12 protein-coding genes are annotated in these 12,708 nt (G+C 66.0%); 4 read left to right on the forward strand and 8 right to left on the reverse strand.

What is annotated here, in order from left to right; translation table 11 throughout:
* Positions 1–469: 469 nt before the first annotated feature.
* Positions 470–1,429 (reverse strand): ParB/RepB/Spo0J family partition protein, encoded by a 960-nt coding sequence (locus K5658_RS21375; protein ID WP_221067089.1) that lies wholly within the window; start codon positions 1,427–1,429, stop codon positions 470–472.
* A gap of 16 nt (positions 1,430–1,445) precedes the next feature.
* Positions 1,446–2,270, reverse strand: coding sequence for a ParA family protein (locus K5658_RS21380; RefSeq protein WP_221067090.1), 825 nt, complete (start codon positions 2,268–2,270; stop codon positions 1,446–1,448).
* Between the two features lie 347 nt (positions 2,271–2,617).
* Here K5658_RS21380 and K5658_RS21385 point away from each other — a divergent pair, with 347 nt between their 5' ends.
* From K5658_RS21385 to K5658_RS21400, 4 genes are all read left to right on the forward strand, one after another.
* Positions 2,618–3,283 carry a CerR family C-terminal domain-containing protein gene (locus K5658_RS21385; RefSeq protein WP_221067091.1) on the forward strand — a complete coding sequence of 222 codons (666 nt, stop codon included), beginning with the start codon at positions 2,618–2,620 and terminating at the stop codon, positions 3,281–3,283.
* The gene (locus K5658_RS21390) at positions 3,270–4,745 is read left to right on the forward strand and encodes an efflux transporter outer membrane subunit (RefSeq protein WP_221067092.1); all 1,476 of its coding nucleotides are present in this window, start codon (positions 3,270–3,272) and stop codon (positions 4,743–4,745) included. Before K5658_RS21385 ends, K5658_RS21390 begins: the two co-directional genes overlap by 14 nt.
* On the forward strand, positions 4,742–5,851 hold the full coding sequence (locus tag K5658_RS21395; RefSeq protein ID WP_221067093.1) for an efflux RND transporter periplasmic adaptor subunit: 1,110 nt from the start codon (positions 4,742–4,744) through the stop codon (positions 5,849–5,851). Before K5658_RS21390 ends, K5658_RS21395 begins: the two co-directional genes overlap by 4 nt.
* Positions 5,852–6,176: 325 nt before the next feature.
* A complete protein-coding gene (locus K5658_RS21400) occupies positions 6,177–6,908 on the forward strand; it encodes a hypothetical protein (protein ID WP_221067094.1) in 732 nt (243 codons plus the stop codon).
* Between the two features lie 307 nt (positions 6,909–7,215).
* Here the strand turns inward: K5658_RS21400 and K5658_RS21405 are convergent, their stop codons facing one another.
* From K5658_RS21405 to K5658_RS21430, 6 genes are all read right to left on the reverse strand, one after another.
* Positions 7,216–7,656, reverse strand: coding sequence for a DUF4383 domain-containing protein (locus K5658_RS21405; protein ID WP_246628675.1), 441 nt, complete (start codon positions 7,654–7,656; stop codon positions 7,216–7,218).
* A 306-nt stretch (positions 7,657–7,962) separates the two neighbouring features.
* A complete protein-coding gene (locus K5658_RS21410; protein WP_221067095.1) occupies positions 7,963–8,808 on the reverse strand; it encodes a hypothetical protein in 846 nt (281 codons plus the stop codon).
* 306 nt (positions 8,809–9,114) lie between these two features.
* Positions 9,115–9,882, reverse strand: a complete 768-nt coding sequence (locus K5658_RS21415; RefSeq protein WP_221067096.1) for a lysophospholipid acyltransferase family protein — start codon at positions 9,880–9,882, stop codon at positions 9,115–9,117.
* The gene (locus tag K5658_RS21420) at positions 9,857–10,645 is read right to left on the reverse strand and encodes a GNAT family N-acetyltransferase (protein ID WP_221067097.1); all 789 of its coding nucleotides are present in this window, start codon (positions 10,643–10,645) and stop codon (positions 9,857–9,859) included. The genes K5658_RS21415 and K5658_RS21420 overlap by 26 nt, the downstream gene beginning before the upstream one ends.
* Before the next feature lie 305 nt (positions 10,646–10,950).
* Entirely contained in the window at positions 10,951–12,177 is a 1,227-nt protein-coding gene (gene lplT / locus K5658_RS21425; RefSeq protein WP_221067098.1) for a lysophospholipid transporter LplT, read from the reverse strand.
* Positions 12,174–12,701, reverse strand: coding sequence for a KdsC family phosphatase (locus tag K5658_RS21430; RefSeq protein ID WP_221067099.1), 528 nt, complete (start codon positions 12,699–12,701; stop codon positions 12,174–12,176). The genes lplT and K5658_RS21430 overlap by 4 nt, the downstream gene beginning before the upstream one ends.
* Positions 12,702–12,708: the final 7 nt, after the last annotated feature.

Below are 12,708 nucleotides of genomic sequence, written 5' to 3' on the forward strand. Positions count from 1 at the left end.
CGCGGAGGATTGGAGAGATGAAGCCGGGTTTTTTCCCCAGGCCGCCAGCTCGGCTTGGATGGCTTTTTCATTCCTTAACTAATCCGTAATAGTGGTGATTGTGCTGGATTATAACCACCGACCGGTCATTGGATTAGGTCATTTTATTATTTCCATATGTCCTTGCTTGAGCCTGGCTTACAATCCCGGTTGACAATTGGCCCGTACCGCGCTGTCCCGGTGTTTTATGCCCAGACGCGCTGGAATTGCCGCATGGTTATATGGAGAACCCCGGCGGATATGGCCGTATGATTTCCAACGCAGTTTAATCAGCCGAAAATAAGATGTCCACATCCTCTGTTTTATTGGATTCCTCCCGCCGGGAAAAAGCGCCGCATGGAATGGGCGCGCCGATAGGGCGGGTTTGGCGATACCCCGTCCGAAACCGTGGGCCGGCGGCGGTCCCGGCGCGGGTCCGTCCATGGCCCGCCTAACCGGCAGGGGGGTCGCCCTTCACCCAGTGATGGATGAGCCGTTCGAGTTCGTCGGTCTGCGCCTCGGTCAGGCTGGCGGCCTTGAGGGTGATCTTGATGTGCTTGCCGCCGCGGACCAGGGAGCCGACCTTCTGCCCATGGCGGCTGAACACGACCTCGGCGGGCGCGGCGGCGCGTCCCGGCCCCAGGGCGTAGCGCTTGATCTGCGGGATCAACATATTCTGGGCCAAGGCACCCGATTCGATCAGGTCCAAGGCCTTTTGGGTGGCGTCCCGGTAGGCCCCGGCTCCGTCCTCCACCGAACCGAACAAGCCCTTGAGGTTATCGGCGGAAGTGCGGTGGATCAGGCGGGGATTCCGGTCCAGCCGCGCCCGCAGCCAATCCGGCAGGTCGAGGAAGGCCAGATAGCGGTAGGTATCCTTGCGGTCCTTGTTGAGATAGCGCGCCAGCTGGCTGGTGGTCTTGAAGCGCTCGCGCAGGTTGCCCAAGGCCAGGGCGACCTCGTAATCGCTCAAGTCCTCGCGGTCGATATTCTCGACCAGGGCCATCAGGGCGGCTTCCTGGTCGGCCAGTTCGCGCACCACGGCGTCGATATGCTGATGCCCGGCCAGTTTCGCCGCGCGCCAGCGGCGCTCCCCCACCACCAATTGATAGCGCTCCCCGTTGCGCCGCAGCACGATGGGCTCGATCACGCCCTGGGTGGCCTGGATCGATTGGGCGAGTTCGCGCAGGCCGGCCTCGTCGAAATGGGTGCGGGGCTGCCAGGGATTGGGGTCGATCAAATCGACATGGATTTTGCGGGCGGCGGCCCCTTGCGGCGACGGGCCGACATCCGGCCCCAGCGCTTCCTGGTGGGCTTGGTGGAGACCGATGGACTCCTTGGATTTGGCCGCCAGCTTTTCGAGCGGGGACAGTTTCTTCGGGGCGGGCGGCGCGGCGGTGTCGTTATCGGACATGGGCTGGGTTCCGGGATCAGGCGGCGTCGCCGTTCTTCTGCAAGGCCAGGGTTTCCGAGAGATGGGCCGCGAGCCGCTCGTAATCCTGGGTCACCCGTCCGTCGCGCTCGATCTTGCGGATCGGGCAACGCGAGACGCTGGCCTCGCCCACCTTGGTGCTGGAATGGATCACGATGGGCAGGATCGAACCCACCATGTCCTTGGCGGATTGGGCGATGGCTTTGCAGGTGCGCCTGCGCTCGTCGTGGCGGGTCAACAGCACGCCCAGGTTGGCGAGTCCGGGATTCAAGGCCCTGCTCATGCGGTGGATGAAGGCGTGCAGGTCGGTGACGCCGTGCAAGGGGTATTGGGAATTGGTCTCTATCGGGATCAGGTAATGGCTGGCCGAGGCGATGGCGTTGCCGGACAACAGCCCCAGCCGCGGCGGACAATCGATGATGATGATATCGTAGACCGAGCGCAGCGGCTCGACCCTGGCCGCGAGTTCCTTATAGGGCTGGGGCGAATAGGCCCGCAGATGGTCCTCGACATGGTCCAGCGACAGGCTGCCGGGAATGAAATGGGTGTTCTTGAAACCGGGATTGACCTCGGTCTGGATCGCGTCGGCCACGGCCTCGATGGTTTCGCCCTTGAACAGGATGGCGGCGTTGACGCCCAGGCTGGCCGGATGGGCGATACCGAGATGCAGGCTGGCGTTGGCCTGGGGGTCGAGGTCGATCACCAGCACGTTATGCCCGGTCAAGCCGAGTTCGGCGGCGAGGTTCACCGCCGTGGTGGTTTTCCCGACCCCGCCCTTGTGGTTGGTGATCGCGATAACGGGCGCGAGGCTGGACGGGGTCATAGGGATCGCTGTTTGTGGATGATGCGGGTCAAAATAACAGCATATTCATCCGTGTCAACCTTCCCCGCCCACCGCTTTGCCAAGGTGTGGAATTTTTCCACACTTTTCCTCGATCCCCGGCGCGGGGTTCGCCCCTTGCGCGGCTCGGCTTGCTTGACGACGTTTCCAAGCGGGTACTCCCAGCACGGCTTGGAAATCGGCGGCAACCAGCACAGTGTGGAATTTTTCCACAGCCATAACCGCGACCGGGGATGGCACACGCTGCCAGCGGGCTTGACAATCAAACGCCCGATTTACACAATCGGTTTCAATCGCTTGATTAAGCCCATCCGCCACGAGACCCGTCCTTGACCTCTCTTGCAACCAGCCTCCCGGACGCCGCCCGCAGCCGTTTGGTGCGGGCGGCTTTGCGCCTGTTCGCCGAAAAGGGCTACGAGGCCGCCACCACCCGCGAAATCTCGGAAGCGGCGGGGGCCAATATTTCCGCCATCCGCTATTACTTCGGCGACAAGGCCGGGCTGTACCGGGCCGCGTTCACCGAACCCCTGGGCGAATTGCCCTGCCATGCCAACCGGACGTTGTACGCCAGCCTGCCCTTGGCTGCGGCCTTGCGCCTGCTGCTCAAGGATTTCCTGGAGCCTTTGAAGCGGGGCGAGGAAATCCGCTGGGTGATGAAGCTGCATTTCCGGGAAATGATCGAACCCACCGGGGCATGGCAAGAGGAAATCGACGCCGAGATCAAACCCCAGCACGAAGCGCTGTTGGGGCTGTTGCAGCGGCGCTTGGGCCTGGAACAGGCCGATGCCGACACCCACCGGCTGGCTTTCGCCATCCTGGGGATGGCGGTGCATTTCTACGTGGGGCAGGACGTGGCCGTGGCCCTCTTGCCGGAACTGCTGGACAGTTCCGCCGCCATCGATGTGTTGGCGGAACGGCTGGCCGGCTACGCGTTGTCGATGATCGAGGGCGAAGCCCGCCGCCGCGCCGGGGAGCCGCTCCATGGCGCGGCTTAAACCCCTGGGCCTGGCCCTGCTCCCGTCGTTGTGGTCGGGCTGCGGCGGCGGCTTGATCGCCACGGTCGGGCCGGATTACCAAGCCCCGGCCCCGCCCACCGCGCCGCGTTGGCAGGCGGAACCGCCCGTCGCGCCCCTGGCCCATGGCGGCGATCCGGCGGCGCTCGGACGCTGGTGGGAAGGCTTCCAAGACCCCGCGCTCGACCGTTTCCTGGCCGCGGCCCAGCGGGAAAGCGCCGACGTGGCCGAGGCCCGCGCCCGCATCGAAGAAGCCCGCGCCGGGCTGGCCGGGGCCGAGTCGTCCGGCTTGCCCCGCCTCGATGGCAGCGCGGATATTTCCCATTCCAACTTTTCCTTCGGCGGCCCGCCCTTCATGCGCGACCAATACCAGATCGGGCTGCAATCGAATTGGGAAATCGATTTGTTCGGCGGCATCGCCCGCCAGCGCGAGGCGGCGGACCGCCAAGTCCAGGCCCGCGCCGCCTCCTGGCACGCCGCGCGGGTGGCGGTCGCGGTCGAGGTCGCCAACGCCTATCTGAATTACCGGCTGTGCGAAGCCCTGGTCCGCTTGGCCGAGGCCGACGCCGCCTCGCGCCGGGAAACCGCCCGCCTGACCGATATCGCCGGCAGCGCCGGCCTGCGTGCACCGGCCGATGTCGCCCTGGCCCGCGCCAGCGCCGCCGATGGCCAGGACGGCCTGCTGCGCCAACGAGGGCAATGCGAACGCGCCATCAAGGGTTTGGTGGCCCTGACCGGCTTGTCCGAGCCCGAGGTCCGCCACCGCCTGACCGCCGTCCCGGAACGGGTGGCGCGGATGCCCAGCCCGCCGCCGTTCCGGCTGGATGGCCTGCCGGCGCGGGTTTTGATGCAGCGGCCCGATGTCGCCGCCGCCGAACGCGCCGTGGCCGAGGCCAGCGCCCGGATCGGGGTGGAACAGGCCAAGCGCTTCCCCAAGCTGAGCCTGTCCGGGAACATCACCCCCAGCCTCCAGAGCATCAACGGCGCGGCCCTGGCCCTGGCCCAGACCTGGTCGTTCGGCCCGACCCTGAACCTGCCGCTGTTCGATTGGGGCAAACGCGCCGCCGACGTGGAAGCCGCCCAGGCCGGCTACCAAGCCGCCCTGTCGCGGTTCAAGGCCACGGCCCGGACCGCGGCGAAGGAAGTGGAAGAAGCCCTGGTCCGCCTCCACAACGCCGGACAACGCCTGCCCGAAGCCCGCGCCGCCGCCGCGGGCTACCGGGCCAATTTCCGCGCCACCGAACAGCTCTACCAAGTCGGTTTCGGCAGCCTGATCGACGCCGAGGCCTCGCGCCGCCAAGCCCTGGCCTCCGAGCGGGCGGTGGCCGAATTGGAACAGGAATACGCCGCCGCCTGGATCGCCCTGTACCGGGCGGCGGGCGGCTCCTGGGAAGACCGGCCCCCGGTCCCCGCCACCGCCTCCCCCGGAAACGACGCATCGTGAGCAAGGCAACGCTATTCCGCCTCCTCCTGGCCTTGGGACTCGGCACCGGACTGGGCCTCGGCCTCGGGCATGGCGATCCGCCCGCCCCGGCCATCCCCGCCCCCGCGCCCAAACCCGCCCTCAACGTCGAGGCCGTGCGCCCCGAATTGCGCGAACTGCCATTGACCCTCGCCGCCAACGGCTCGGTGGCGGCCTGGCAGGAAGCCATCATCGGCGCGGAGGTGGGCGGGCTCCGGCTGGTCGAAGTCCACGCCCAGGTCGGCGACAGCGTGCGCAAAGGCCAGGTGCTGGCGGTGCTGGACCGGGAACGGGTCGCCGCCGACGTGGCCCAGGCCCGCGCCGCGCTGGCCGAGGCCGAGGCCACCCTGGAGGAAGCCCGCCTCAACGCCGGACGGGTGCGGCGGGTGGTGGACTCCGGGGCGCTCAGCGACCAGCAGGTGGGCCAATACCTCACCGGGGAAAAAACCGCCGAGGCGCGGGTGCGTTCGGCCCAGGCCCAGCTCGACCAGCAATCGCTGCGCCTGCGCCATGCCCAGGTGGTGGCGAGCGACGACGGGGTGGTCTCCAGCCGTAGCGCCACCCTGGGCGCGGTGGCGGCGGAAGGGCAGGAATTGTTCCGCCTGATCCGCCAGAACCGGCTGGAATGGCGGGCCGAAGTGACCGCCGCCGAATTGCGGCGGCTCCAACCCGGCGTCGCGGCGCGGGTGGCGGTGCCCGGCACCGCCGAGACGGTCGGCAAGCTCCGCGCCGTGGGACCGACCCTCGACGACCAAAGCCGCAACGCCCTGGTCTACGTGGACCTGCCGGACGCCGCCGCCGCCGGGTTCAAGCCGGGGATGTTCGCCCACGGCGAATTCCAACTCGGCACCCAAACCGCCCTGGCCGTGCCGCAAACCGCCCTGGCCCTGCGCGAAGGCTTCAGCTACGTGTTCCGGCTACAAGATGAAAACGGCGGCATCGCCCGCGTGGCCGAGGTCAAGGTGGCACTGGGGCGGCGCGACGGCGCTTGGGTGGAAATCTCCGGCGCCATCGGCCCCGGCGACCGGCTGGTGGCGGCGGGGGCGTCGTTCCTGGCCGATGGCGACACCGTGAGGGTCGTGCGCTAGGCGCGTTTCCGGTATACGGCCGGTTAATCTGCCAAGACCGCACCCCCGTTCCAAAAATGCCCTGGCACCGGGCCGGTCCGGCCTCCGCAATCCAGGCGATAACGCCGGACGAGACCCGCATCACAGAATTCCCGCCCCGCCCACCTAAGCTGCGGATTAAACGATCTCCATCCGCGGACGGGGGCCAACCCACCACGGGCGGCGCATCCTCCCAGGTCCAAGGAAGCCCCACGGAGGCGGGACCGTTGGCCGGACCCTCCGCGCCGACCGGGATTCCGCGCCCGCTTGGGAAACGCCCCGTCCGCGCCCTTGCCGAGCGCTTCCCGTGGCCATCCATTCACCGTCGGTTCCAAGGTTCATCGGGCTATCGATCCTCCTGGCCCTGGATATCAGCATCGCCGCCGATCCCGCACCCGCGCCAAAACCGCCTCCCTCCGCTTCCCGGCCCGCGCACCTGTTCGAATGGCTGGGCGCACGGCATGGCGTCCACTTCAGCGTGGCCCCCGGACTCGACCGGGATTTTCCGCCCGGAACGCCGACACCGGGAAATCCGGCGGAACTCTGGTCGATCCTGGCGGATTACAACTATGTCGCCGTCGCGGATGCCGCCGGCAAGACCCGGCACATCATCGTGAGCAGCCGCAAACGCGATGCCGATGAAACCGCTCCGCGCCCCCTTTTACCGGGCGACCGGGACGGTTTGCTTTATTACGAACCCGGCGATGCCCCGCTGCCGGAGCGATACCGGGATTTCCCGCCAGGCTCCGTCGTCGAAATCAGCCTACGGGCCGCGGCATTGGCCGATATGGCGGCGGGCGCAACCCTCGCCCTGGTTTTGCCGACAGGACATTTCGAAGTGGTTTACGAAACCCGCGCCGACCGGTCCGATGGCGGTTTCACTTGGTATGGCCGCCTCGGCGGCGACGGCGGGAACCATTGGGTCATCCTGGACCTCGGCGGGGAACGCATCCAAGGCCGCATCGAAACCCCGGTCGGGGTTTACACCATAGATTCCGTGCTGGGCCGCCAATGGTTGATCGGGGATGGCTCCCTATAATCCGGCCGTCCCCGGTCTTGGATATCGTTCCGCGGTTGGTGGAAACCCAGTTCCAGGACGGACAAGGATGGACCGGCTCAATCAGGGAGGATGGGCCTGGGCCGGGTGGAGGCTTGGTTTGGGGGTGACAACGCTTTGGTTCCACCGGTCGGAGCGATGGAGGAACACAGGATTTGTCGCTCGCGGCGGCGGGACATTCTACGGAGGTATCGATCCGGCCCGCCGGGGATGGAAAAGGGCCGCGCGGTCGCGTTCCGGAAAGGCCGACCTTATCCTGGGACAAGGCCGGCACGTCGCCAAAACCCCCTTAATGGTGGATGGCGGCGGGAGTATCGTGATGGATGTGGGTCGGCAGGATATAACCGAAATAACCGGCCACGATGGCGGTCGCGGCATGTAAAACCGCATCGATCCCATAAATCGGGGCCAAACCGAACAACATCCCGGTGGCCGGGATGAATCCCAATACCGCCAACGCGGCGAATAAAACCGCATTGGCCTTGGCGAAGGCTATCGAGGCCATATCGCTTTTCGCCGCCCAAATACCCCACAGCCCTAGGCCGAGGTGTACCAGGTTATGGGTCACATTGACCGGGAAAATCCCCAATAACCGACCATATCCCGCCACCACCTCCAATCCGGTGGTATCGGCGATAGGTTGGACCAAAATGGGGAAAAATCCCAAAACACCGATCACGGCATAGATCGAACCGAAAATACGGGCGAATTTCTGGAACGGGGTCATCATATACCTCCCTGCATTAGCGTCGGACTTAGCATAAACACGGCAGGATGGTCCGGACCATCCTATCCCAATAGGAGCGGTTCTTTACCCGGCCAAAACCCCATGGCCCGGACGGGAAAACCTTCCTTAACGGGTTGGAACCGGTCCGCGCGCCCCCGTTCAGATATTTTACTGTCGATCCGTAACCATCCCTATGCGCCGGGTCCCGGAAAACCCGGTATCCCGCATTCAAAGCGGCCGGGTCTTTTCCCGCCCCGCACCGAGGGCTTGGAACGGGCGGCGGTGGCTGCGGGACCGGACCCCGCAAGCTCATTTCCGGTCCACGGGCCGGTCGAGCTGGGCGAGTTTGTCGCCGGGCATGGCCTCCACCAAGGCTTCCCAGTCTGCGGGCATCGTCCCCCGCCGATAGTCGCGGTGGTGGTATTTGCTAAAGGATTCGGCGAGGAATTCCCGGCCATTATGGGCCGCGTAGGGCGAAAGATGCCGGTCGGTCCACGCCCCATCGACGCCGTGCGAACGCATGAAAGCGTCCAGCCGGTCCAAGGCCGCTTCGCTGGTCAGCAAATGGCCGATCTCGTGGCGGATGGTGTTCTGCATCACCCGCTGGATGACCTCGACCCGCGTGGCCGGGGTGTAATGCCGGTAGTCGTTGGAACCGATGTTATAGGCGGTCCCGGCCTTCGCCTCCGCGACCAGATCGTCGACGGACGCCTTGCCGATCAAGCTCTTGGCGTACTGGGACACGCCGAACGCCAGCAAACGGTGGTTGATCCAGGCCCGGCCCTGGGAGTTGGAGACATCGGAAACCAGGATCGCGGGTCCGAGCGCCCGCAACACCGCGCCGACCGCGGACGGCAAGGCCTGGACCTCGTCCGCCAGCAGGCCGACCACGATCCGCAAGCCCTGGGCCGCGATGGAATTCCCCGATAGCCTGACCGGCCTGCCCGTGGCCAGGCCGGCGGGCGGCGGGATGAGCCTGAATCCCGTTCCCGCCAGCCTCCGGTTCAAAACCTGGGCGTCGGCCCGCCTCAAGGCCACGGGCACGAAGGCGGCGATGGAGCGCGGCGAGGTGCCGGGCGGAACGGTTAAGGTTTCCCCATCGCCCAGGCCCGGAGCGGGGGATGGAAAACCGGCTTGCGAATCACCGGGATGCATGGTTATCCATTCGGATGGATGCGAGCTATACCGCGCCTATCCTCCATGAACCGGATACCCGGCAGGATCGATATAAGAGGGGAATGAAATGGGCTGCACCGTCCTGGGATATCCCCTATCGGACCGGGACGGATCGCGCTTGCCGCACCGCCGGGCCTTGCCGAGAGTATAGCCAAACGGGGATTTTCCACGGTCCAGGTGGCGGCGGGCGGGAAACCAGGGGATAGGGTAGGGTGGGGTGGGGTGGGGTTTTCCACCCGCGGCCAGCGGCCAAACGGATGGATCAGTTCGTTTCGGGCAAAGGGTTCAACCCGCGCCCAGGCGGGCGGCGGGAACCGCGGCCAGCGTCTCGGCGACCCAGCGCCGAGACAGCGCCGCCATGCCGCCCGCGTCCAAGCCCGCCGGGAGCAGCGGCCCGTAGGACAAGCTCAGATCGATTCGCTCCAGGCGCAGGATGCCCAGTAAATGCGGCACGAATTCGTCCTCGCCGATGAAGGGTGCCGCGGTTTTGGCCGGGCCGGAATACCCCAAGGCCACCGCCTGTACCCCGACCCCGGCCAGACCGGCGGGCTGGAACAAACGGCCATGGAAGCGCAGCACCCGCTCGCCGGGGGTGGTGGTGCCTTCCGGGAACAGCATCAAGCGCTTGCCCTGGCGCAGCCGCCACAGCATCAATTCCGCCGTGGCGGCGGTTTGGGCGGCGTCGCCACGCTGGACGAACAACGTGCCGATCCGCTTGGCGAGATAGCCCATCACCGGCCAATCCGCCACTTCGGCCTTGGCGACGAATTGGCCCCGGCACTGGCCGCCCAGGGCGATGATATCCAGCCAGGAGATATGGTTGGCGACCAGCAAGCGGGCCGCCGGATCGGGAGCGCCGGTGATTTCCAGCCGCACATTCAGGATGCGGCACACCGTGCGGTTCCAATGGACGACGATATCCTCGCACAGGCCGGAGGCCCGCCGTCCCAACAGCCACCGCAAGCCCGGCATGACCGCCCCCGCCAGGACCACGCCCAGCAGGAACATGGCGGCGATGCCCGCGCCCTTAAGCCAGGGCAGGCAGCGCCGCATGGGCGTCTCCGGGCCGGGGACCGATGAAGCGCCGTTCGTAGCGGGCCTGCAAGCGCGAGAGGTCGAGCAGGATGAACACGTCCATCACGTTGAAATCCTCGTCCCAGTAAGGCTCGCCGCAAACCCAACACCCCAGGCGCAGATAGGCTTGCAGCAAGGGCGGGATGCCGCTCTCGTCGCGGTCGCAGCGCCGGTCGGCGGGCACCGGGATCCGCGGCGTGGCCCAGAGCCGGGCCGGGCCGAATTGCTCCGGTTCGATCCGGCGGTAAACGGCGTCCACCGCGAAACCGCTGGGACCGGGCGGGATGCTGGCGCAACCCATCAGGTAATCGAAGCCACCCTCGGCGACATAATCCGCCAAGCCGTTCCACAGGGTGCCCAACACCACGCCGCCGCGCTGGGCCGGATCGACGCAGGTGCGGCCTATTTCCAAGAACCGGCCCGGCAAGGCGCGGATGGCCCCGAGGTCGAATTCCCCTTCCGAATAGAAACGCCCCAAACGCCGGGCCTGGGTATCGGTCAATAACCGGGTACAGGCGGCGATGGCCCCGGTCTGGGTATCGCGCACCAATAAATGGTCGCAATAAGCATCGATTTCGTCGCAGTCCAAGCCCTCGATAGGGGTATGCAGCCGGGCACCCATTTCCCCGGCGAAAACCTGGTAGCGCAAAGCCTGGGTGGCGCGGATGGTGGCCTCGTCGCGGGCGATTTCGGCGACGAAACGGCGGGGGCGGGATTCTCGATTCGGGCGGTTGGCCGACATGGGGATTTCCTCCGGGTGGAATCGGGAAACGATACGCATGGCTTATGATGGCAATATTGAGGCGGCGTGACGGATTGATGAAGGAAACCCGCAATCCGGAGGGTGTTTGATATGGATAGGCGGCGGGGCAAAAATATCCTATCCCTCCGCGTCGATATACCAGCGCATCGGCGGGATATTATTCCCGCCTTCCGAGGCTGGATACCGAAAAGCCATAGGGCGGGCTAGCGATAGCCTGACCCGCCGTCCACCATGAATGGCGGGACTCGACCCACCCCAGCAAGAGCGAAAAAGCACCAGGACGGTTAATCCTGGTCGTGGCCGTGCAGCTTGGTCAGGACCGCCATGCTGCCCGCCACGATCAGGCCGAAAACCACCACGATGGCATTGGCCGACAACTCCACCTTGATCATCAAGGCATAGAGTCCGAGCATCAGCAGGATGCTGAGGTTCTCGTTGAAGTTCTGCAAGGCGATGGAATGGCCCGCGCCCATCAGCGTATGGCCGCGGTGCTGCAACAAGGCGTTCATGGGCACCACGAAATAACCGCCCATGGCCCCGATCAAGGCCAGCATCGGCAGGGCGACCCGCCAATCGCTCACCCAGGCCATCGCCGACACCACCAAACCCATGGCGATCCCCACCGGCAACACCCGCACCGAATGCTCCAAGGGCACCGCCTTCCCGGCCCAGGCCGCGCCGAAACCGATCCCCACCGCCACCACGGCGGTCAATTGGGTGGCCTGCTCCAAACCCAGGTGCAAAGCCGCCGCCGCCCACATCAGGACGATCAGGCGCAAAGTGGCCCCCGCGCCCCAGAACAAGGCCGTCACCGCCAGCGACACCTGCCCCAGCGGGTCTTTCCACAACTGCACGAAGCAATGCAGGAAATCCTTGAGGATGAAGCCCAGGCTGCGGCTGGGCAGTTTATGGTCGATGGGCAATCGCGGGATATAGAGGTTGAACAAGGCCGCCAGCGCGTAGAAGCCGAGCATGGCGGCGATGGCGAATTCGGCCACGGTGTCGATGCCGAAATTGAACGGCAGCCCGGCCAGGAGCCGCGCCGCTTCCGCCCCCACCCGGTCGCCGATCAACAGGCCGCCGATGATGGCCCCCAGGATGATCGCCGCCACCGTCAGCCCTTCCAGCCAGCCATTGGCCCAGACCAGTTTTTCCGGCGGGAAATATTCGGTGAGGATGCCGTACTTGGCGGGCGAATACATGGCCCCGCCCACGCCGACCACGGCATAGGCCAGCAAGGGCGGCACGCCCATCAGCATCCCCAGGCAACCGGCGATCTTCACCGCGTTGCTGACGAACATCACCCGGCCCTTGGGCAGGGCGTCGGCGAACGGTCCGACGAAGGGCGCGAGGACGATGAAGGCGACCACGAAGCTTTGTTGCAGGACCGGGGTTTGCCAGGAGGGGGCTTGTTGCTCCCGCAACAGGGCGATGGCCCCGAACAGCAGGGCGTTGTCGGCCAAGGAGGAAAAGAACTGCGCCGCCAGGATGGTGAAGAATCCCAAACTCACAAGGCCCCCGCGTCGGCGCGGGCCTTCAGCACCATTTCGGCGAATTCGCGGAACACCCCATGGCCGCCCGGACGGCCCAGCACGATATGCGCCGCCGCCTTGACCTCGGACAAGGCATCGCCGGGACAGGCGGTCAGCCCGACCACGGCGAAGGCGGGCAGGTCGTTGACATCGTCGCCGACATAGGCGACTTCCTGGGAGTGCAGGTTGAGGCGCTCCAGGATGGCTTTCACCGTCGCGGCCTTGTCCTTGGAACCCAGGTGTAGCTCGGTGATTTGCAGCTTCTCGGCGCGGCGGGCCACCGAGGGCGACAGTTCCCCGCTGACGATGCCGGTTTCGATCCCGGCCAGCAGCCGGAGCCGTTCCACCGCCATCCCGTCGCGGATATTGAAGCGTTTCAGCTCCTCGCCATGCTTGGAGTAATAGACGCCGCCGTCGGTCAGGACACCGTCGCAATCGGTCAGGACCAGTTTCAAGCGGCGGGCGCGGCGGGCGAATTCCTCGGGAGTCCAATCTTGGGTCATTGTTATA

The sequence above is a fragment of the Methylomagnum ishizawai genome (genome assembly GCF_019670005.1).
GTDB lineage: Bacteria > Pseudomonadota > Gammaproteobacteria > Methylococcales > Methylococcaceae > Methylomagnum > Methylomagnum ishizawai.

Excerpts from the sequence above, each read along its gene's own strand:
- K5658_RS21375 (WP_221067089.1), bottom strand. The coding sequence starts at position 1,429 with ATGTCCGATAACGACACCGCCGCGCCGCCCGCCCCGAAGAAACTGTCC.
- K5658_RS21380 (WP_221067090.1), bottom strand. The coding sequence starts at position 2,270 with ATGACCCCGTCCAGCCTCGCGCCCGTTATCGCGATCACCAACCACAAG.
- K5658_RS21390 (WP_221067092.1), top strand. The coding sequence starts at position 3,270 with ATGGCGCGGCTTAAACCCCTGGGCCTGGCCCTGCTCCCGTCGTTGTGG.
- K5658_RS21405 (WP_246628675.1), bottom strand. The coding sequence starts at position 7,656 with ATGATGACCCCGTTCCAGAAATTCGCCCGTATTTTCGGTTCGATCTAT.
- K5658_RS21410 (WP_221067095.1), bottom strand. The coding sequence starts at position 8,808 with ATGCATCCCGGTGATTCGCAAGCCGGTTTTCCATCCCCCGCTCCGGGC.
- K5658_RS21415 (WP_221067096.1), bottom strand. The coding sequence starts at position 9,882 with ATGCGGCGCTGCCTGCCCTGGCTTAAGGGCGCGGGCATCGCCGCCATG.
- K5658_RS21420 (WP_221067097.1), bottom strand. The coding sequence starts at position 10,645 with ATGTCGGCCAACCGCCCGAATCGAGAATCCCGCCCCCGCCGTTTCGTC.
- K5658_RS21430 (WP_221067099.1), bottom strand. The coding sequence starts at position 12,701 with ATGACCCAAGATTGGACTCCCGAGGAATTCGCCCGCCGCGCCCGCCGC.